Raw genomic sequence first — 20,850 nt, 5'->3', positions numbered from 1 at the left:
GTGCGGGGCGGCCCTTCCTCGGTGCCCCTTGCTTTGGGCAGCGCCCGTTTCATGGACTGTGGAAGATGCACAGAACAATGAATCCCTGAGTAGCTCTCGACCCATGGAAAAAGCCTCGCACTGCGAGGCCTTTTTTGTGGCGTTTCAACGACGCCCCCAGACAACAAAAAAGCCGCGCCTTGTGGGCAGCGGCTTTTTTTGGAGGAGCGCCGCAAGGCGCCCCAGGCAGAGATCAGCTACCTTGCCTATCCATGGCGCGGGCCAGGTCGGCCATCAGGCGGGCGTCCTGCAGGGCGGCGTTCCAGATGCGCTCGTCAGCGGCGGCCTGCTGGCGGCTCTCGGTCCAGGCGCGGTAGCCGGCACGGGCCATCATGGCGGCGCGGCGGGCGGGGGCGGAGAACAGGGCCAGGCCCATGAAGGCGGCAACCCACAGCACGACCCAGGCGCCCAGCATGTGGCCGTCGGTCCAGTTGTGGGCGACCTCGTTGACCACCACCATCAGCGCGGCCACCAGGGCAGCGAGCAGCAGGGCGCTGGCGCCGCGCTTGCCGGAGAAACGCTTGACGGCGCTCTTGCGGTCGTCGGCGGCTTGATAGACATGCACCACACCAGGGTGCTCGACACAGTAGGAGTTGTAAATGAAGTTGCTCATGGCAGATAAACCCAGTTAAATGGCCGCTTTTGACGGCGTGGCGGGCGACTAGGGGTAACTATAGGGTTTACCCTAGAGTTCTTCAAATTTATATCTTGAATCTGTAGCATTCACGTCAGTGATGACTCAGCGCTCGCTGCCACGGCCATGTCCGCCCTGAACTTCCGCACACTGGATCTGAACCTGCTGCGCGTCTTCGACGAGGTGATGGCGGAGCGCAGCCTCACGCGGGCGGCCCACAAGCTGGCCATCACCCAGCCGGCCGTGAGCAATGCGCTGCGCCGCCTGCGCGAGGCGCTGGGCGACGAGCTCCTGGTGCGCCAGGGCCAGGGCGTGGAGCCCACGCCGCGCGCGCTGGCGCTGTGGCCCGTGATCCGCGAGGCGCTGCAGCAGCTGCAGGACACGCTGACGCCAGGCGAATTCCACCCATCCACCGCCACCGCCACCTTTGTGCTGGCCATGGCCGACGCCACGGCCGCCACGCTGATTCCTCCCATGTTCAGCCTGCTGGAGCGCGAGGCGCCCGGCATCGGCATCCGCGTGCTGCCGCTGACCACGCGCGACCCGCGCAGCCTGCTGGAGGCCGGCGAGGCCGACATGGCCGTGGGCTACTTCCCCGCCGCGCTGGCCGACCTGACGGCGCGCGCGCAGTCGGGCGCCCTGGTGGCCTTCGACAGCCGGCGCCTGTATGAAGGCGAGTACCTGTGCGTGATGCGCCAGGGCCATCCGCTGGCCGATGTGCCGCTGACGCTGGACAACTACTGCGCGGCGCGCCACATGCTGGTGAGCTTCTCGGGCCGCTCCTTCGGCTTCATCGACGAGGCCCTGGCCTCGCTGGGCCGCACGCGCCAGGTGGTGCTTACCGTCAACCAGTTCTTCACGGCCGGGCGCGTGGTCATGACCTCCAACCTGCTGACCATATTGCCGCGCCACTTCGTGCCCGTGACCGGCATGGCCGACAAGCTGGTGCTGCGCGAGCTGCCCTTCGACGTGCAGCCCGTGCACGTGGACGCGCTGTGGCGCCGGCGCGGCCAGCATCCTCAGGCCTACGACTGGCTGCTGCGCACGCTCACGCGCTCTGCAGAGGCGACCTTCCCGCACACCTGAGCGCCGTTTGCGGGGCGCCCGCGCCAGCGCAGGTTCTACACTTGGCCGCATGAAGATCCAGCTGCTGTCCGACCTGCACCTCGAGGCCCATCCGCATTTCATCGCCGAGCCCGCACCCGATGCCGACGTGCTGGTGCTGGCCGGCGACATAGGCTCCTACCAGAGCGGCAGCCTGCTGCCGGGCCAGGATTTCGGGCTGGAGCGCTTCTCTCCCCTGCCCCAGTACGCGGGCTGGCCCTGCCCCGTGATCTTCGTGCCGGGCAACCATGAGTACGACATGCAGGACTTCGACGCCGCCCACGCCCGCCTGCGTGCCACCTGCGAGCGCATGGGCATGGTCTGGCTGGAGCGCGAGACGGCCGTGCTGGACGGCGTGCGCTTCGTGGGCACCACGCTGTGGAGCGACTACGACGCCATGTCCATGCATGAAGGCGTGACCGATCTGGCCCGGCTGCTCAAGCTGCGCGAGAAGGCCTTTCGCGCCGCCAATTTCTACCTGCAAAAGACCGGCGGCACGCGCGACGGCGAGCCCTTCCTGGCCGAGCCCATGCGCGAGCAGTCGCTGGTCTGCCAGCAATGGCTGCGCCAGGCGCTGGCCAGGCCCTTCGATGGCCCCACGGTGGCCGTCACGCATTTCGCGCCCAGCCTGCGCAGCGCCGACCCGCGCTACGGCCTGGTGCCGGGCACGGCCGGCTTTTGCAACGTGCTGGATGAACTGCTGCCCTTTGCCGATCTGTGGCTGCACGGCCACCTGCATTCGCCCAGCGACTATGTGGCCGAGGGCCTGCGCGGCGATGGCAGCGCCTGGCGCTGCCGCGTGGTGGCCAACCCGCTGGGCTACGCGCGCAAGGGCGAGCAGGAGGGGTTTTCGCCGCGCTCTACCATCGAGTTGCCGGTGCACGCGACCGCAGGGGCGGCAGAGGCACCGGCCCGTGCTTGACCTGGATCAAGCACTCCACCCCGGCTTGGGCTTAGTCTCGGGCCATACCCAAGGAGGACCTTCATGAACATCCTGCTCGCTGTCGATGGCAGCCCCTACACCCAGAAGATGCTGGCCTACCTGACCTCGCACCCGGAGATCCTGGGTTCGGCCCACAGCTACAGCGCCATCACCGTCCAGCCCCAGCTGCCGGCCCGCGCGCGCGCCGCCCTGGGCAAGGACGTGGTGGACGAGTACTACGCCGAGGAGTCGACCAAGGTGCTGGACCCCGTGTGCAGCTACCTGGCCGAGCACGGCGTGCAGGCAGCCCGCCTGAGCAAGGTCGGCCCGATTGCCGACTCCATCATCAAGGCGGCCGAAGAAGGCAAGTTCGACCTGCTGGTCATGGGCACGCATGGCCACGGCACGCTGGGCCGCCTGGTCATGGGCTCGGTCAGCACCCAGGTGCTGGCCGGCAGCCAGGTGCCTGTGCTGCTGATCCGCTGATCTACCGCTCGATACGCTGCCCCGTGCACACGCAGCGCCCATAACCAGAAAAAGCAAAGCGCGGGCATCACGGCGCAATGAGGCAAGGACGGCTCCCCTGAGGGAGCCGTCTTTTTTTTTGCATGGTGCCTTCCCACCATCCTGCGGGCCTGCCGTCACCGGGCTGTCACAGCCGCCTCTTACAGTCGCGCGATTTGTCACACAGGGGGATGGTGAGCATGCGCGCGAGTACTTTGGATTGGCGGCACAAGGCGATTGCAACGGCCTGCCTGGCCCTGTGTGGCGCTGCATGGTCCGCGCCCTTCACCCCGGGCAACCTGGTGGCCTACCGCGTGGGCACGGGCACAGGCGCGCTGCCCGTGTTCCTGGATGAGTACCGCGTGGACGGCACCCTGGTGCAATCGCTGCCGCTGTCAGGCGGAGCGACGCCGCTGACGGCCAGCAGCAAGGGCTCGGAAGGCCTGCTCAACCGCTCGGACAATGGCCTGTGCCTGGTGGTTCCCGGCTATGCCGTGGCCACCGGCGGCACCGAGCCCAACGGCGTCACTGCAGCGGCGGCCCCGCGCGCCGTGGCCGTGGTGGGGTTCGACTCCGACGTGAAAAGCCTGCGCGCGCTCGGCACCACGGCCTTCAGCAAGGACACCATCCGCGGTGCAGCCAGCAGCGACTGCGGCGCCGTCTGGGCCAGCGGCAAGGGTACGGCCGCGGCCAACAATGGCATCTGGCACGTGGCTGCCGATGGCACGGGCATCTCCCAACTGAACAGCAGCAATGTCCAGGGCCTGGCGGTCGCCGGCGGCCAGTTGATCGCCGCCATCAACGGAGGCTCGCTCAACCAGATCGGCACGAATTTGCCGACCACGGGCATCCAGACGGCCCTGCCCCTGGCGGGCCTGACGCCCTCCACCTACCGCGGCATCGCCTTCCTGCAACTCGATGGCGGCCCCGCGCTGGCGAACACCGTCTACGTGGCGGACAACGATACCGGCGCCATCCGGAAATTCCGCCTCTCGATGGACGGCACCAGCTGGCAGCCCGCAGGCTCCATTGCCGGCCTGTCCAAGGTCCACGGCCTGGCCGCCTTCGATACCGGCGGCGGCAATGTGATGCTGATGGCCACCGACACCACGGGCCGCCTGTACCGCGCCTTCGATCACGGCGGCTACGCCGGCACGCTGTCGGGCACGGCCGAGTCCATCGCCGCGCCGCAGGACGGCGTGTTCTATGGCGTGGCCTGGGCCCCGCTGGAGACCGTGCCGGCGACCGTGCCCGCCGCCCCCTCCAACCTGGCGGCCACCCCAACCGGCAACCGCGTGACGGCCGCCTGGGACGCCGTGCCGGGCGCCGCCTACTACGTGGTGGAGCTGTCGCAGGACAGCTTTGCATCGGTAGCCTCCACGGCCGTGGCCCTGGGCAACAGCCAGGCGCTGGAAGGCCTGCAGCCCGGCAGCTATACGCTGCGCGTGCGCGCCGTCAACGGCCTCGGCGGGAGCACGGCTGCAGTGAGCGTGCCTTTCATGGCCTCGGCCCCGCCGACGGCCTCGCTGCCCGAACTGACCGCGTTTTCCGGCGTGGTCGGCGACGCCAACGACCCGCTGGCCTCGGCAGGCATCGGCTTCACGGTGCAGGATGCGGGGGGCGCTGGCGGCGTACAGGTCACTGCGCGTTCGAGCAACCAGGCCGTGGTGGCCGACGCAGGCCTGGCCGCGTCCAACCAGGCCGGCAACGCCGTGCTCAGGATCACGCCCACGGGCGTGGGCTATGCCGACATCACCGTCACGCTGACCAACGCGGGCGGCGCCTCCGTCAGCCGCACCATCAAGTACGCGGCCTCGGCCAATACCGCAGCCAACACCAGCCCGCGCTGGCTGGCCGGGCGCTCGGACGCATCGACGGCCATCGTCATCGATGCCGCCACCATGCTGGTGGGCGACGACGAGGCGCCCGCCCAGGATGCCTCGGGCAATGCGCTGCCGGCCGGCAACTCCTTCTCGGCCTATGGCCCGGCCGGCGGGCTGCCCGTCAAGCCGCTGATGCTGGACAGGACCGCCCTGGGCCTGGCCGATGCCGCCGCCTGCACCGCCCCCGGCCTCACGGGCCTGGACAGCTGCAAGAGCGACGAGGAAATGGACATCGAGGCCAGCTTTGCCCTGGGCAGCCGCGTGTACGTGGCGGGCTCGCACTCCAACAACAAGAGCGGCAAGTCGCGCACCGACCGCTGGCGCCTGGCGGCGATGGATGTGACCGGCTCCGGCGCCTCCACGGCGCTGACCGCCAGTGGCTACTACCGCTGGCTGCGCGAGGACCTGCGCAGCTGGGACGCGGCCGCGCATGACGGCCTTGCCGCCAACTACCTGGGCCTGGTGGCCAGCTCGGACGGCGGCGCCACCAAGGCGCCCGAGGCCGAGACGATGAGCGGTTTTTCCATCGAAGGCATGTCCACCAGCCCCGACAACGGCGCCGCCTGGCTGGGCTTTCGCGCGCCGCTGGTGCCGGCACCGGGCGCGCCCGCCGTCACGGCGGACGACGCCACGGGCCGCACGCATGCGCTGATCGTGCCCGTGACCAACTTCGCGGCCCTGCCTGCGGCCGATGGCGGCAGCAAGGGCAGCGCGTCCATGGGCCCGCCGATTCGCCTGGACCTGGGCGGCCGCGGCATCCGCGAAATCCGCAAGAACGCAGCCGGCGAGTACCTGATCATTGCCGGCCCCTCGGCCAGCGCCACGGGCACCGCGCCGCGCAACTTCCAGCTCTACTCCTGGGATGGCCGCGTGAACGGCGCAGGCCTGGCCCTGAACCTGCGACCGCGCGCTGCCGACCTGGCCGCCATCACCGCACCCCACACCGCCTGCTCGGCCGAAGGCATAGGCGCCATGCCCGCCAGCCTGGACGCCGGCGGCAGCGTGGACATCCTCAGCGACTGCGGCGATGCCGATTTCTACGGCGATGGCACCGTGGCCAAGGACCTGCCCTATGCCGCCTGGAAAAAGGCGCGCCTGGACAGCCTGGCGGTGCCGGCGCTGTCCACCGTGGCCCTGTCCGCCCAGGCAGTGGACCAGACATCGGCCGTGGTCCAGGCCACGCCCAGCGTGGGCGGCAGCCTGCGCGCCGTGGCCCTGCCTGCCAATGCGCCCGTCCCCAGCTGGGAACAGGTCATGGCCGGCCTGGATGCCGCCGGCCTGCCGGCCCCTGCCAGCAACACGGTCAGCACCGCAGCCGGCACGGCCGCCACGCTGTCCTTCACCGGCCTGGACCCTGCCGTGAGCTACCGCGTGCATGCGGTCAACCTGCCGGCCTCGGGCACGGCCAGCGCGCCGGCTGTGCTGGCCCTGAGCAAGCCCGTGCCCATCGGCACGCAGATCGGCACGGGCAGCAACACGGCAGGTGTCAGCAACGGCACGGGCAATGTGGGTGCGGACCAATGGCAGTTCGCCTCGAACTCGGCAGGCTTTCAGCCCGCGCCCTCGCAAAGCCCGCTGCCGGGCGGCCTGCGCATGCCCTACGGCAGCCTGAGCTTCGTGCTCATGGGCGGCACGCCGGGCTCCATGGCCACCATCCGCATGGACCTGCCTGAAGCCGCACCCGCCCAGGCCACGCTCTGGAAGTACGGCCCCACGGCCGCCACGCCCACGGCGCACTGGTATGAGCTGGCCGCATCGGCCTACCGCTTCGCACCCGACCGCCGCTCGGTGAGCTTCGACATCACCGACGGGCAGACGGGAGACAGCGACCTGACCGTCAACGGCGTCATCGTGGACCCCGTGGCGGTGGCCGCGCCTGCGGCCCTGCCGCCCGGCGCCACGGCCACCCCCGTGCCCGGCCTGTCCACACTGGCCCAGGCGCTGCTGGCGCTGGCCCTGAGCGGCATGGCCGCACTGCGCCGCCGCCGCGGCTGACGCCCGCGCGCCTTCTGTACCGGCCGCACCCGGTACCCCCTTCAAGCCCCTGCACGGTTCGCCGCGCAGGGGCTTTTTGCTGCGGCCTGGGAAAACCCTGAATCCACCGTGTTGACGGGGCTTGTTGCAAAAACAATAATTACCACGTTAACTAAATCCACACCATGCAGATTCAGCCCTTTCTCCTGGATGACGGCCTTGCGCTGGGCACGGTCTACGGCACGCTGCTCAACCAGCAGGCCACCGTGCAGCGCCTGTCGCCGCAGTTCGACAGCGCGCCCTACAAGGCCGCTCCGCGCGCTCCCGTGCTCTATCTCAAGCCGCGCAATACCTGGGCGCACGATGGCGCTGCGGTGGCCGTGCCGGCCGATCCCGGCGAGGTCCGCGTCGATGCCAGCATCGGCCTGGTGATCGGCCGCAGCGCCACGCGCGTCAGCGAAGCAACGGCCCTGGACCATGTGGCCGGCTGGCTGATCGCCAGCGACCTCACGCTGCCGCACGAGAACTACTACCGCCCCGCCATCCGCCAGCGCTGCCGCGACGGTTTCTGCCCGCTGGGCACGCCGGTGCGCGGCGCAGGCTTCGATGCGCAAGCGGCAGAACTCACGGTGTCCATCAATGGTGAACAGGTCTGGCAGCGCGGCTTTGCCGACCTGGTGCGCTCGCCCGCAAGGCTGCTGGCCGACGTGACCGAATTCATGACGCTGTCGCCCGGCGACGTGCTGCTGCTGGGCCCGGGCGAAGGCGCGCCGCTGGCGCGGCCCGGGGACCGCGTGGTCATCGAGGTGCCCGGCCTGGGCCGGCTCACGCATTCGGTGGTGGCAGAACAGGGAGCAGCAGCATGAAGCACGGACGCGTCATCTTCGAAGGACAGACCCTGCAGGTCACCGAAGGCCCGCACGGACAGGTGCAGTTGCCCGATGGCCGCCTGGTGGCGGAGACCGCCGTGCAGTGGCTGCCGCCGCTGCAGTTCGGCACGGTCTTCGCGCTGGGCCTGAACTATGCGGACCATGCCAAGGAAATCGCCTTCAACAAGGCGCCCGAGGAGCCGCTGGTCTTCCTCAAGGGCCCGAACACGCTGAACGGCCACCACGGCCGCACGTACCGGCCCGCCGACGTGGCCTACATGCACTTCGAGTGCGAGCTGGGCGTGGTCATAGGCAAGACCTGCCGCAACGTGCGCCGCGAGGACGCCTACGGCGTGGTCGCCGGCTACTGCACGGCCAACGACTACGCCATACGCGACTACCTGGAGAACTTCTACCGGCCCAACCTGCGCGTGAAGAACCGCGACGGCGCCACGCCCGTGGGCCCGTGGTTCGTCGATGCAGCCGATGTGCCCGACCCCATGAGCCTGCGCCTGCGCAGCTGGGTCAACGGCGAGCTCAAGCAGGACGGCAGCACGCGCGACATGGTGCATGACATCCCCTCGCTGATCGCCCATCTGTCGGGCTTCATGACGCTGAACCCCGGCGACCTCATCCTCACCGGCACGCCCGACGGCGTGGCCGACTCCCGCGTGGGCGACGAGATCGTCACCGAGATCGAAGGCCTGGGCCGCCTGGTCAACACCATCGTCGGCGACGCGCCGGCCGCCTCCTGAACCCACCGCATACGCCAAGGAATCCCCATGCGCATTGACCACCTGATCGACGGCAAGGCCGTCGCCGGCAAGGACTATTTCGAGACCGTCAACCCCGCCACCCAGGAGGTGCTGGCCGAGGTTGCCGCTGGCGGCGAGGCCGAGGTGCAGGCCGCCGTCGCCGCCGCGAAGAACGCCTTTCCGAAATGGGCCAACACGCCCGCCACCGAACGCGCCAAGCTCGTGCGCAAGCTGGGCGACCTGATCGCCCGCCATGTGCCCGAGATCGCGCAGACCGAGACCAACGACTGCGGCCAGGTCATCGCCCAGACGGGCAAGCAGCTGGTGCCGCGCGCGGCCGACAACTTCTACTACTTTGCCGAGATGTGCACGCGCGTGGACGGCCACACCTATCCCACGCCCACGCACCTGAACTACACCCTGTTCCACCCCGTGGGCGTGTGCGCGCTGATCTCGCCCTGGAACGTGCCCTTCATGACGGCCACCTGGAAGGTGGCGCCCTGCCTGGCCTTCGGCAACACGGCCGTGCTCAAGATGAGCGAGCTGTCGCCCATGACGGCCGCGCGCCTGGGCGAGCTGGCGCTGGAGGCCGGCATTCCGCCCGGCGTGCTCAACCTGGTGCACGGCTACGGCAAGGACGCGGGCGAGCCCCTGGTGCGCCACCGCGATGTGCGCGCCGTCTCGTTCACGGGCTCGACCCAGACCGGCAACCGCATCGTGCAGGCCGCCGGCCTCAAGAAGTTCAGCATGGAGCTGGGCGGCAAGAGCCCCTTCGTGATCTTTGACGACGCCGACTTCGAGCGCGCGCTGGATGCGGCCGTGTTCATGATCTTCTCCAACAACGGCGAGCGCTGCACGGCCGGCAGCCGCATCCTGGTGCAAAAGGGCATCTACGCGAAGTTCGTGGACCGCTTCGTGGAGCGCGCCAGGAAGATCACCGTGGGCGACCCGCTGGACGAGTCCACCATCGTCGGCCCCATGATCAGCGCCAGCCACCTGGCCAAGGTGCGCCACTACATCGAACTGGGCCAGAAGGAAGGCGCCAGCATGCTGTGCGGCGGCCTGGACGCGCCGGTGCTGCCAGAGCGCGTGCGCAAGGGCAACTACGTGCTGCCCACGGTGTTTGCCGACGTGGACAACCGCATGCAGATCGCCCAGGACGAGATCTTCGGCCCCGTGGCCTGCATCATCCCCTTCAGCGACGAGGCCGAAGCCGTGCGCCTGGCCAACGATATCCAGTACGGCCTGTCCAGCTACGTCTGGACCGAGAGCGTGGGCCGCGCCCACCGCGTGGCCGCCGCCATCGAGGCCGGCATGTGCTTCGTCAACAGCCAGAACGTGCGCGACCTGCGCCAGCCCTTCGGCGGCACCAAGGCCTCGGGCACGGGCCGCGAGGGCGGCAGCTGGAGCTACGAGGTCTTCTGCGAGCCCAAGAACGTGGCCGTCTCGCTGGGCTCGCACCATATTCCGCACTGGGGCGTCTGAACGGGCGACCAGCGACAACGACAAAGAGAACCGAGGAGACAAGACATGCAACGCCGCCATTTCCTGCAATCCACCGCAGCCACCACGGCCGCAGCGCTGATGCTCCCGGGCCTTTCCCAGGCCCAGCCAGGTAGCCCGGCCGGCACCTGGCCCGCAAAGCCGCTGCGCATCATCGTGCCCTTCACGCCGGGCGGCACCACCGACCTGGTGGCGCGCCTGGTGGGCACCGAGCTGGGCAAGTCCCTGGGCCAGCCTGTGATCGTGGAGAACAAGCCCGGCGCGGGCACGGTGATCGGCGTGGACTATGTGTCCAAGCAGCCGGCCGACGGCTACACCCTGGTGTGCGTGGCCAACAGCTTCACGGCCAACAAGACGCTGGTGAAGAACCTGCCCTACGACACCACGCGCGACCTCAAGCCCGTGGCGCTGATGGGCCTGTCCGAGCATGTGCTGGCCACCCACCCGGGCAGCGGCCTGAAGACGCTGGCCGATCTGCGCAGCCGCGCCAAGGCCAGGCCCGGCGAGCTCAGCTATGCCTCGTTCGGCAACGGCACCTCGGCCCATCTGTCGGGCGCGCTGCTGTGCCAGGAGATGGGCATCGAGATGGTCCACATCCCCTACAAGGGCCAGGGCCCGGCGCTGGCCGACCTGCTGGGCGGCCAGGTGGACGTGATGTTCGGCAACTGGCCCGAGTTCCGTGGCCATGTGCAAAGCGGCAAGCTGGTGGCCCTGGGCATGGCCACGCGCCAGCGCTCGCAGTTCGCTCCCCAGGTGCCCACGCTGGCCGAGCAGGGCGTGGCGCTGGAATCCAACTCCTGGCAGGGTCTGCTGGCACCCGGCGCCACGCCCGATGCGCTGGTGCAGCGCATCAACGCCGCCGTGGTCAAGGCCCTGGCCGAGCCCGCCGTGGTGGACGCCTTCGCGCGCGGCGGCATCGTCTCGCAGGCCGGCACGGCGCAGCAGTTCGCAGCCTTCGTCACCAGCGAAATCGCCAAGTACGAAGCCATCATCCGCCGCGCCAACATCACGCTGGGTTGAGGCCGGATCACCGGGAGACGCCATGAGCCTGTACACCATGCAGAAATTCCTGTTCCAGCTCAACCGCGAGCCAGAGGTGCAGCGGCGCTTTGCCGAGGACCGCGCCGCGCTGCTGTCCGAGTACGCGCTGGACCCCGAGGAGTACGAAGCCATGTTCCACGGCGACATCGGCAAGCTCTACGTGCTGGGCTGCAACGGCCAGCTGCTGATGCACTTCGCGCCGCTGCTGGGCATGCCCTGGGCCGACTACCTGCAGGCCATGCGCGACGGCGTGCAAAAGCACGGACCGGTGCGCGCGGGCGTCTACGCGATGACGACAGCCACCAACGAAAAGATCGCAGGAGTTTGAGATGAGTCTGGTATTTGCAGGCGTTTGCAGCCATGCGCCCGGCATCACGGGCCGCGCACACCTGGCCGATCCGGCCACCAGGGATGCCTTCCATGCCGCCTTCCGCGACATGGGCGCACGGCTGGAGGCGGCGCGGCCCGATGCGGTGATCGTCATCGCGGCCGAGCACTTCGCCAACTTCTTCATGAACAACATGCCGGCCTATGCCATCGGCATGGCGGACCACTACGAAGGGCCCATCGAGGACCCGGCCTGGCTGGGCATAGAGCGCCACCGCATTCCCGGCAATGCCGAGCTGTCGCGGCGCCTGATCGCCGAGGTCATGCAGACCGTGGACGTGGCCTTTGCCGAGGAGTGGAAGTTCGACCACGGCATCATGGTCCCGCTGCACTTTCTGACGCCGGCCTATGACAAGGACATCATCCCCGTCAACATCAACTGCCAGGGCCCGCCGCTGACGCCGCTGCACCGCGCCTGGGCCTTTGGCGAGGCCCTGCGCCGCGCCTGCGACAAGGCGCCCGAGCGCATCGCCATCGTGGGCACGGGCGGCATCTCGCACTGGCCGGCCACGCCCGACTCGGGCAAGGTCAACTGGGAGTGGGACCAGCAGTTCATGGACCGCTGGTGCCGCAACGACCGGGACGCGCTGCTGTCGTACACCGACGCCGAGACCTACCGCGACGGCGGCCAGGGCGGCTTCGAGATCCGCAGCTTCATCGCCGTGGCCGCCGCCGCGCGCGGCGCGGGCCAGGTGCTGTACTGCCAGCCCATTCCCATCTTCGCCGTGAGCTGCACGGCCGCCACCATGGAGGTGGCCTGAATGCCGCACGTGGTCATCCTCTACACGGCCAGCCTGGACGCGCACACCGACATGACGCAGCTGTGCCGCGCCCTGGCCGACACCATGCTCACCGTGCGCGCCGAAGACGGCGCCCAGGTCTTTCCCACGGGCGGCACGCGCGTGCTGGCCTACCCCGCGCCGCACAGCGCCGTGGCCGATGGCGGGGCTGCGGGCCGCGCAGCGGGCGGAGATGGCGACTACGGCTTCATCTACATCAACCTGCGCATGGGCCGGGGCCGCTCGGCCGCCGTGCAGCAGCAGGCCGGCGACGCCCTGCTGGCCTGCGCGCGCCGCCATCTGCAGCCGCTGTTCGCGCAGCGCCACCTGGGCCTGACCGTGCAGGTCGATGAAAGCCCGGGCCAGGTCTACGACGGCAAGCACAGCACCCTCCACCCTCTCTTTTCCAGGCCTTGAAATGTTTTCCCAAGAACTGTTGACCCAACTGGCCCAGGAGCTCGACCGCAGCGAGAAGACGCGCGTGCAGGTCGAGCATTTCTCCAAGCGCTTTCCCGGCATGACCGTGGAGGATGGCTACCGCGTCTCGCGCGAATGGGTGCGCCTGCAGATCGCGGCGGGGCGCAAGGTGATCGGCCACAAGATCGGCCTGACCTCGCGCGCCATGCAGATATCGAGCCAGATCGACGAGCCCGACTACGGCACCCTGCTCGACAGCATGCTCTACCGCTGCACGCCGGGCCAGGTGCTGGACATCCCGGCCGCGAATTTCATCGCGCCGCGCGTGGAAGTGGAGCTGGCCTTCGTGCTCAAGGCGCCGCTGCGCGGCCCGGGCCTGCCCGGCGGCAAGGAGATCACGCTGCAGGACGTGCTGGACGCCACCGACCACGTGACGCCGGCCATCGAGATCATCGACGCGCGCATCGAGCAGTTCGACCGCCACACCAAGGCCATGCGCAAGGTCTACGACACCATCAGCGACAACGCAGCCAATGCGGGCATCGTCACCGGCGCCGGCCGCGCTGACCCCCAGGTGATAGACCTGCCCTGGTGCGGCGCCATACTGCGCTGCAACGGCGTGGTCGAGGAGACCGGCCTGGCTGCCGGCGTGCAGGGCCATCCCGCCATCGGCGTGGCCTGGCTGGCCAACAAGCTCTCGCCCTGGGGCGAGGCCCTGGAGGCCGGCCAGACCGTGCTGGCCGGCTCGTTCACGCGCCCCGTGGCGGCCAGGGCCGGCGACCTGTTCGATGCCGACTACGGCCCGCTGGGCCGGCTGCAGTTCCGTTTTGTCTGAGCGCCTTCGTCCAGGCGCCTGCACCGTACTTCCAGGAGATTTCCCATGCCCCTTGCCCTGCGTGACCCCAGCCTGCTCAAGAACCTCTGCCTGATCGACGGCCAATGGCTGGCCGCCGACGATGGCAGCCGCATCGACGTCCACAACCCCGCCACGGGCGAGTCCGTGGGCCATGTGCCCCGCATGGGAGAGGCCGAGACGCAGCGCGCCATCGCCGCCGCCGAGCGCGCCTTCGCCCTCTGGAAGCAGCAGACCGCCGAGGCCCGCGCACGCCTGCTGCAGCGCTGGTTCGAGCTGATGATGGAGAACCAGGAGGACCTGGCCCTGATCATGACCAGCGAGCAGGGCAAGCCCCTGGCCGAGTCGCGCGGCGAGATCGCCTATGCGGCCTCCTACGTGCAGTGGTTTGCCGAGGAAGCGCGCCGCATCTACGGCTCCACCGTGCCCGCGCCCTGGGCCGACAAGCGCATCATCGTGACCAAGGAGCCCGTGGGGGTCTGCGCCGCGATCACGCCCTGGAACTTCCCGGCCGCCATGATCACGCGCAAGGTCGCGCCCGCCCTGGCGGCGGGCTGCACCATCATCGTCAAGCCCGCGCAGCAGACACCGCTGTCGGCCCTGGCCATGGCCGAGCTGGCCCAGCGCGCCGGCATTCCCGAGGGCGTGTTCAGCGTGATCACGGGCTCCTCGCGCGCCATCGGCGGCGTGCTCACGGCCAGCATGGCCGTGCGCAAGCTGACCTTCACGGGCTCCACCGAAGTGGGCCGCGTGCTGGCCGAGCAATGCGCGCCCACGCTCAAGAAGATGTCGCTGGAGCTGGGCGGCAACGCGCCCTTCATCGTCTTCGATGACGCGGACCTCGATGCCGCCGTCGAGGGCGCCATGGCCTCCAAGTACCGCAACACCGGCCAGACCTGCGTGTGCGCCAACCGCCTGCTGGTGCAGGACGGCGTGTACGATGCCTTCATGGCCAGGCTCAAGGTCGCCGTGCAGGCCCTCAAGGTGGGCAACGGGCTGGAGGCCGGCGTGGGCCAGGGCCCGCTGATCGACCAGGCCGCCGTGGACAAGGTCGAGGAGCTGGTGGCCGATGCCGTGAAGAACGGCGCCGAGGTCGTGCTGGGCGGCAAGCGCCACGCGCTGGGCGGCACCTTCTACGAGCCCACCATCCTGGCCAACGCCACGGACCGCATGCGCATCGCCAGGGAAGAGGTCTTCGGCCCCGTGGCGCCCGTGTTCCGCTTCAAGACCGAGGAAGAAGCCATCCGCATGGCCAACGACACCGAGTACGGCCTGGCCGCCTACTTCTACGCCCGCGACGTGGGCCGCGTGTGGCGCGTGGGCGAGGCGCTGGAGTACGGCATGGTGGGCATCAACAGCGGCATCATCAGCACGGCCGTGGCGCCGTTTGGCGGCGTCAAGCAGTCGGGCATGGGCCGCGAGGGCGGCGCCGCCGGCATAGAGGAATACCTGAGCACCAAGTACCTGTGCATGGGCCACTGAGGCCCGGACAATCACACCATGCAGACACCTGTGAACCGCTTCAAGGCCGCCATTGCGGCCGACCAACCCCAGATCGGCCTGTGGCTGGGCCTGGCCGACGCCTATTCGGCGGAAATCTGCGCGGGCGCCGGCTTCGACTGGCTCCTGATCGACGGCGAGCATTCGCCCAACGACACGCGCACCCTGCTGGCGCAGCTGCAGGCCATCGCGGCCTATCCCGACAGCCATGCCATTGCCCGCGTGCCCATGGGACACGGCGAGGTCGGCGAGATGCTGATCAAGCAGTACCTGGACATCGGCGTGCAGACCCTGCTCGTGCCCATGGTGGACACGGCCGAGCAGGCCGCACGCATCGTGCGCGCCGCGCGCTATCCGCAGGCCGACGGCCAGGGCGGCATCCGCGGCATGGGCGGCGCACGCGCCTCGGCCTGGGGCCGGCGCGCCAACTACGCCCATGAAGCCAACGCCCAGGTCTGCGTGCTGGTGCAGGTGGAGACGCGCCAGGCGCTGGCCCACCTGGACGCCATTGCCGCCACCGAGGGCGTGGACGGCGTCTTCATCGGCCCGGCCGACCTGTCGGCCTCCATGGGCCACATCGGCAACCCCGGCCATCCCGAGGTGCAGGAGGCGATTGCCGACGCCATCGCGCGCATACGCCGCGCCGGCAAGGCGCCCGGCATCCTCACGCCCAACGAGGCCCTGGCGCGCAAGTACCTGGAGCTGGGCTGCACCTTCACGGCCGTGGGCCTGGACACCAGCGTGCTGGTGCAGGCCACCAGCGCGCTGGCTGCGCGCTTCAAGCAGGCAGCGGCCCCCGCGCCGAAAAGCCAGACCTATTGAGGCCCCGGCCTGACAAGGCGCGCGCAACGCCGCTCCGGGGAGGGAGCGGCGGCTGCATAGAATCCAGCCGACAGATGCTGCCGAACATGCCCCAGACCACGACCTCTTTTGCCCCCGAGCCGCTGCGCGCCTTCTCGCGCTCCCTGCCCATGGCGCTGCTGCGCGCCCGCGAATCGGTCATGGTGCGCTTTCGGCCCATGCTGCGCGCCCATGGCCTGACCGAACAGCAGTGGCGCGTGCTGCGCGCCATGGCGGCGGTCACGCACAGGCTGCGGCCCATGGAGCTGTCGCAGGCCACCTACATCAGCATGCCCAGCCTCTCGCGCCTGCTCAAGACGCTGGAAGGCCGGCAGCTGGTGGAGCGGTCGCGCCACGCCAGCGACATGCGCGGCGCCGAGTTCGAGCTCACGGCGGCCGGCCACGCCATCGTGGCCGAGATCGCGCCACATTCCTCCGAGACCTATGCCGAGATCGAGCGCCTGGTGGGCCATGAAGAGATCGAGCAGCTCTACGCCCTGCTCGACCAGGTCGTGCAGCGCCTGGGCGCGGCCGACGGCAGCCAGGCCGAGGAATAGCCGCCCCGGCACGCCGGTCGGGCACTGCCGGGCACAATCGCCCCATGCCGCAGCCGATTGCCGTCATCGACTTTGAAACCACGGGCATGGCGCCCGCCCAGGGCGCGCGTGCCACCGAGGTCGCCATCGTGCTGATCGAGGGCGGCCAGGTCGTGGACCGCTTCCAGAGCCTGATGCGCACGGGCGCCTGGATACCGCCCTTCATCACGCGGCTGACCGGCATCACCAATGCCATGGTCGCAGCCGCGCCGCCCGCCGAGGACGTGATGCGCGATGCCGCCCGCTTCGTGGGCAGCGCGCCCATGGTGGCGCACAACGCGGCCTTCGACAGCAAGTTCTGGCAGTCCGAACTGGCCCTGGCCGGCGAGGCCGCGCCCCAGCCCTTTGCCTGCACCGTGCTGCTGTCGCGCCGCATCTACCCGGAGGCGCCCAGCCACAGCCTGAGCCGGCTCACCGCCCACCTGGGCCTGCCCGTGGCCGAGCGTGCCCACCGGGCGCTGGCCGATGCCGAAATGGCCGCCGCCCTGCTGGCGCGCATGCAGCAGGACCTGTGCCGGCGCTATGCGCTGGCCTGGCCCGAGCATGCCCTGCTGATGCGGCTGCAGCGCTGCGCGCGCGCCCGCATGGCAGGCTGGCTGCAGGAGAACGCCGCGCCCGCCCAGATGCGCATGGCGCTGTGAGCCGGCACGGCGCACGCAAGGCAAAGACCTCCCTGGCCAAATCCCCATCGGCCGCATCTGCCGGCATCCGCACCCATAATGCACGGTTGCTGCCCGGCTACGGGCGCCCGTCCCAAACGCGGCAGCCCTGCTGCCGCCTTGCTGCCGCCTGGTTCTTGCACCCGTGAATTCCGCCCTGCCTCCTGCCGCCATGGCCAACCTGGCCCCTCAGGCCCCGTTCTCGTCGCGCGAGTTCCGCGACGCGCTGGGCCAGTTCGCCACGGGCGTGACCATCGTCACCGCGCGCAGCCCGCAGGGCCATCCGGTGGGCGTCACCGTGAGCTCGTTCAACTCGGTCTCGCTCACACCGCCGCTGGTGCTGTGGAGCATGGCGCTGTCGGCGGCCTCGCTGCCCGTGTTCCAGCATTGCTCGCACTACGCCATCCACGTGCTGTCGGCCTCGCAAAAGCCCCTGGCCGAGCTGTTCGCGCGCAAGGGCGTGGACCGCTTCGCCAACACCGCCTGGCGCAGCTCGGCCCAGGGCGTGCCGCTGCTGACCGAAGCCACCACCGTCTTCGAGTGCCGCAACCGCCATCGCCATGAAGAGGGCGACCATGTGATCTTCATCGGCGAGGTCGAGCAGTGCAGCCACCAGGCCGGCCACACGCCGCTGCTGTACCACGCAGGCCGCATGCACACGGGCGGCCTGGGCTGAGCCCGGGCCCGCGGCGGCACTCTCTTCGCCTCTTTCGGCCACTCCCCCATTCCCGTTCCTTCCCGCCTCCGGGTAATCCCCGGTCCGGGAAATCGGTGTCTGCGCATATTGTATATACAGGCTTATACATCTGATCGCAGACCCATCCGCAGGCTGATGAAGCCCGTGGATGCGGCAGCCATTTCACCAATGACGGGGGGAGACAGCACATGAGTTCACCATCTGCAGGCAGCCTGCACCGAGGGCTGTCGGCCCGCCATATCCGCTTCATGGCACTGGGCTCGGCCATAGGCACGGGGCTGTTCTACGGCTCGGCCAAGGCCATACAGCAGGCGGGGCCCTCGGTGCTGATCGCCTACCTGCTGGCGGGCGCGGCGGTCTACATGGTGATGCGCGCGCTGGGCGAGATGGCCGTGCACAACCCCGTGCCCGGCTCCTTCGGCCAGTACGCCAGCGACTACCTGGGGCCGTTCGCCGGCTTCGTCACGGGCTGGACCTATACCTTCGAGATGGTCATCGTCTGCCTGGCCGACGTGACGGCCTTCGGCATCTACATGGGGTTCTGGTTTCCCGAGGTGCCGCGCTGGATCTGGGTGCTGTCCATCGTCTGCTTCATCGGCGCGCTCAACCTGTGCTCGGTCAAGGTGTTCGGCGAGATGGAGTTCTGGCTGTCCCTGCTCAAGGTGGCGGCCATCATCGCCATGATCGGCGGCGGCCTGGGCATCATGGTGTTCGGCTTCGGCATGGCGGCCGGCCAGGCGCCCCCCGGCATGCAGAACCTGTGGGCGCACGGCGGCTTCATGCCCAATGGCCTCCCGGGCCTGATCGCCTCGCTGGCGGTGGTGGTGTTCGCCTTCGGCGGCATCGAGATCATCGGCATCTCGGCCGGCGAGGCCAAGGACCCGGCGCGCGTGATCCCGCGCGCCATCAACGCCGTGCCGCTGCGCATCCTGCTGTTCTACGTGCTCACGCTGTTCGTGCTGATGAGCATCTTCCCCTGGCCGCAGATCGGCAGCCAGGGCAGCCCCTTCGTGCAGATCTTCAGCGGCCTGGGCATTTCCTCGGCCGCCACCATCCTCAACGTCGTGGTGATATCGGCGGCCGTGTCGGCCATCAACAGCGACATCTTCGGCGCCGGCCGCATGCTGTACGGCATGGCACACCAGGGCCAGGCCCCCGCCGGCTTCGGCCGCGTCTCGCGCCATGGCGTGCCCTGGATGACGGTGGTGGTGATGGCCGTGGCGCTGCTGGCCGGCGTGGTGCTGAACTACCTGATTCCCGAGGACGTGTTCCTGCTGATCGCCTCCATCGCCACCTTCGCCACGGTCTGGGTCTGGCTGATGATCCTGCTGTCGCAGTTCGCGGCGCGCCGCCGCATGAGCCCGCAGCAGGTGGCCGCGCTGAAGTTCCCGGTCCCGCTGTGGCCCGCCGCGCCCCTGGCCGCCATCGCCTTCATGCTGCTGGTGCTGGGCGTGCTCGGCTACTTCCCCCACACCCGTGCAGCCCTGGTCGTGGGCGGCCTGTGGATCGTGCTGCTGGGCGCCGCCTACCTGCTGTGGGTGCGCCCCGCCGCCGCGCGTGCGCAGAGCGAGGCCATGCGGCCTGCGGCGAACGCGAACCCTTAGTCGAACTCGACCTCGGTGGCCACCACCATCGCGCCATCGTCCGAGAGCCGGCCCTTGACCTCGACCACGCGCCCCACGGCAATTTGGGCAGCGCTGCCATCCTCGAAGCGCGCATTGCGATAGTCCACGCGCACGCCGCGCAGCTCGAAGATGCCGGCCAGGCTGTCGACAGCGGTGATGCGGCCCTCGATCTCGAAGCCATCGTCACTGTCCAGCCGCAGCTTGCGCTCGACCTCGGAGGCGCGAAGCACCCCGTCCTGGAACATACCCTCGACCTCGACCAGGTCGCCCACGGCAAGGCCTGCGGGCAGGCGTGTGGCGCTGCCCGCGTCCACGCTCAGGCCGTCCACGACGAAGCGGGTCGGCGAGTCCATGCGGGTGATATGGCCGGTGACGTCGGCCTCCACGCCTGCCTGTTCGGGCAGCGTGGGACGCTGCACCGACAGTGCGGTGGCCACCCACAGGCCGGCGGCATCGGGCTGGCGCGCCAGGCGCAGGCTGACCACGTCGCCGGCAGCCAGCGCGGCGGCAACCTGCACGCCGCTCCAGTTGACGACGGCCTCGCCGATGCGCAGGGTGCGGCGCGACATGTCAACGGCATCCACAGGCGCGCGCAGGCGCCAGGGCTCGTCGGCGTCATCCTCGATCTCGATGCGGCTGGCAAGAATGCGGCCCTGCGCATCGCGCAGGCCATGGACTTCCAGCACACGGCCGACCTGCAGCGCCGCCGCGCGGCCGTCCTCGAACACCGTGGCCGCATCGACGATCACGGTCTGGCCCAGTACGGTCAGCCGGTCGCCCACGACCGCGCTCAACGGACCTTCCAGATCGCTGCGCACAAGAATCTGGCGGGCCATGGCGCGCGCCACACCATCGCTGCCGGTGGTCACGGGGTCGGCCGTGACATGGACCGCCATGCCCAGCTTGAGCGCATCGCTGGCCAGCAGGACGCCATCGCCATCGGTGATCCGGGCCTGGCGCTCGTCATACCGCACCCCATTGACCAGGATGGAGCCGAAGCCGTCAATGGTGCCCGACGCATAGCTGGCGCTGGGAGTGACCGGCGTGGGGGCGGGCTTGTCAGCCCCGCCGCCGCCGCAGGCGGCCAGCAGCACGGACAGCGAGAGCGCGCCAGCGCCCAGGACCCGGGGCAATGGCGGGGCGGAGCGGGAAAAGCGAAGAAAATGCATGGTGTTCGATGCCAGAAAGAAACAGATGAAAAGGCACCGCGGCGGGGCCATCGGTGCAACCGCCTGCAGTGTCGGCAAAGGCGCCTAAACCGCGCATGAA

At 69.5% G+C, this 20,850-nt stretch carries 19 protein-coding genes and 1 pseudogene; 18 read left to right on the top strand and 2 right to left on the bottom strand.

The genetic code is table 11. The features are described 5' to 3' along the window. Window positions 1-232: 232 nt before the first annotated feature. Window positions 233-652 carry a hypothetical protein gene (locus tag ACF8ML_RS09730; protein ID WP_016447348.1) on the bottom strand — a complete coding sequence of 140 codons (420 nt, stop codon included), beginning with the start codon at window positions 650-652 and terminating at the stop codon, window positions 233-235. 147 nt (window positions 653-799) lie between these two features. Between ACF8ML_RS09730 and ACF8ML_RS09725 the strand changes: the two genes are divergently transcribed. From ACF8ML_RS09725 to ACF8ML_RS09640, 18 genes and pseudogenes are all read left to right on the top strand, one after another. Next, window positions 800-1,759 carry a LysR family transcriptional regulator gene (locus ACF8ML_RS09725; protein WP_016452246.1) on the top strand — a complete coding sequence of 320 codons (960 nt, stop codon included), beginning with the start codon at window positions 800-802 and terminating at the stop codon, window positions 1,757-1,759. Between the two features lie 49 nt (window positions 1,760-1,808). After that, window positions 1,809-2,699, top strand: a complete 891-nt coding sequence (locus ACF8ML_RS09720) for a metallophosphoesterase (RefSeq protein WP_034365844.1) — start codon at window positions 1,809-1,811, stop codon at window positions 2,697-2,699. 63 nt (window positions 2,700-2,762) lie between these two features. Beyond that, window positions 2,763-3,185, top strand: a complete 423-nt coding sequence (locus ACF8ML_RS09715; protein WP_016447345.1) for a universal stress protein — start codon at window positions 2,763-2,765, stop codon at window positions 3,183-3,185. 218 nt (window positions 3,186-3,403) lie between these two features. Beyond that, window positions 3,404-7,081: a choice-of-anchor U domain-containing protein gene (locus ACF8ML_RS09710; RefSeq protein ID WP_392407044.1), complete on the top strand. Its 3,678-nt coding sequence runs from the start codon at window positions 3,404-3,406 to the stop codon at window positions 7,079-7,081. Between the two features lie 164 nt (window positions 7,082-7,245). Further along, complete coding sequence (locus tag ACF8ML_RS09705) at window positions 7,246-7,926, top strand: fumarylacetoacetate hydrolase family protein (protein WP_392407043.1); 681 nt, start codon at window positions 7,246-7,248, stop codon at window positions 7,924-7,926. Further along, the gene (locus ACF8ML_RS09700; protein WP_209670456.1) at window positions 7,923-8,684 is read left to right on the top strand and encodes a fumarylacetoacetate hydrolase family protein; all 762 of its coding nucleotides are present in this window, start codon (window positions 7,923-7,925) and stop codon (window positions 8,682-8,684) included. The genes ACF8ML_RS09705 and ACF8ML_RS09700 overlap by 4 nt, the downstream gene beginning before the upstream one ends. A gap of 27 nt (window positions 8,685-8,711) precedes the next feature. Then, window positions 8,712-10,169, top strand: a complete 1,458-nt coding sequence (gene hpaE, locus ACF8ML_RS09695; RefSeq protein WP_017405675.1) for a 5-carboxymethyl-2-hydroxymuconate semialdehyde dehydrogenase — start codon at window positions 8,712-8,714, stop codon at window positions 10,167-10,169. 42 nt (window positions 10,170-10,211) lie between these two features. Continuing rightward, window positions 10,212-11,207 (top strand): annotated as a pseudogene (locus tag ACF8ML_RS09690) (tripartite tricarboxylate transporter substrate binding protein); the annotation flags it as partial. A 22-nt stretch (window positions 11,208-11,229) separates the two neighbouring features. Next, entirely contained in the window at window positions 11,230-11,556 is a 327-nt protein-coding gene (locus ACF8ML_RS09685) for an aromatic ring-opening dioxygenase subunit LigA (RefSeq protein ID WP_392407042.1), read from the top strand. A gap of 1 nt (window position 11,557) precedes the next feature. Then, window positions 11,558-12,376 carry an extradiol ring-cleavage dioxygenase gene (locus ACF8ML_RS09680; RefSeq protein WP_046241330.1) on the top strand — a complete coding sequence of 273 codons (819 nt, stop codon included), beginning with the start codon at window positions 11,558-11,560 and terminating at the stop codon, window positions 12,374-12,376. Beyond that, window positions 12,377-12,811 carry a 5-carboxymethyl-2-hydroxymuconate Delta-isomerase gene (locus ACF8ML_RS09675; protein ID WP_012202041.1) on the top strand — a complete coding sequence of 145 codons (435 nt, stop codon included), beginning with the start codon at window positions 12,377-12,379 and terminating at the stop codon, window positions 12,809-12,811. A 1-nt stretch (window position 12,812) separates the two neighbouring features. Then, complete coding sequence (hpaH, locus tag ACF8ML_RS09670) at window positions 12,813-13,646, top strand: 2-oxo-hept-4-ene-1,7-dioate hydratase (protein WP_392407041.1); 834 nt, start codon at window positions 12,813-12,815, stop codon at window positions 13,644-13,646. Window positions 13,647-13,691: 45 nt separating this feature from the next. Next, the gene (locus ACF8ML_RS09665; protein WP_151020354.1) at window positions 13,692-15,146 is read left to right on the top strand and encodes an NAD-dependent succinate-semialdehyde dehydrogenase; all 1,455 of its coding nucleotides are present in this window, start codon (window positions 13,692-13,694) and stop codon (window positions 15,144-15,146) included. A gap of 18 nt (window positions 15,147-15,164) precedes the next feature. After that, window positions 15,165-15,986 (top strand): aldolase/citrate lyase family protein, encoded by an 822-nt coding sequence (locus ACF8ML_RS09660; RefSeq protein ID WP_012202038.1) that lies wholly within the window; start codon window positions 15,165-15,167, stop codon window positions 15,984-15,986. Between the two features lie 86 nt (window positions 15,987-16,072). Continuing rightward, a complete protein-coding gene (hpaR, locus tag ACF8ML_RS09655) occupies window positions 16,073-16,561 on the top strand; it encodes a homoprotocatechuate degradation operon regulator HpaR (RefSeq protein ID WP_016447335.1) in 489 nt (162 codons plus the stop codon). 44 nt (window positions 16,562-16,605) lie between these two features. Then, window positions 16,606-17,241 carry a PolC-type DNA polymerase III gene (locus ACF8ML_RS09650; protein WP_203400210.1) on the top strand — a complete coding sequence of 212 codons (636 nt, stop codon included), beginning with the start codon at window positions 16,606-16,608 and terminating at the stop codon, window positions 17,239-17,241. A 190-nt stretch (window positions 17,242-17,431) separates the two neighbouring features. Continuing rightward, window positions 17,432-17,935, top strand: a complete 504-nt coding sequence (locus ACF8ML_RS09645; protein ID WP_016452255.1) for a flavin reductase family protein — start codon at window positions 17,432-17,434, stop codon at window positions 17,933-17,935. 209 nt (window positions 17,936-18,144) lie between these two features. Beyond that, window positions 18,145-19,560 carry an amino acid permease gene (locus ACF8ML_RS09640; protein WP_392407040.1) on the top strand — a complete coding sequence of 472 codons (1,416 nt, stop codon included), beginning with the start codon at window positions 18,145-18,147 and terminating at the stop codon, window positions 19,558-19,560. Here the strand turns inward: ACF8ML_RS09640 and ACF8ML_RS09635 are convergent. Further along, complete coding sequence (locus ACF8ML_RS09635) at window positions 19,557-20,750, bottom strand: DUF5666 domain-containing protein (protein WP_392407039.1); 1,194 nt, start codon at window positions 20,748-20,750, stop codon at window positions 19,557-19,559. The genes ACF8ML_RS09640 and ACF8ML_RS09635 overlap by 4 nt on opposite strands. Window positions 20,751-20,850: the final 100 nt, after the last annotated feature.

Source organism: Delftia sp. WSY_10, assembly GCF_043104705.1.
Lineage (GTDB): Bacteria > Pseudomonadota > Gammaproteobacteria > Burkholderiales > Burkholderiaceae_C > Comamonas > Comamonas tsuruhatensis.
The sequence above is the reverse complement of the archived record's forward strand: the minus strand, read 5'-3'. Positions and strand labels throughout refer to the sequence as shown.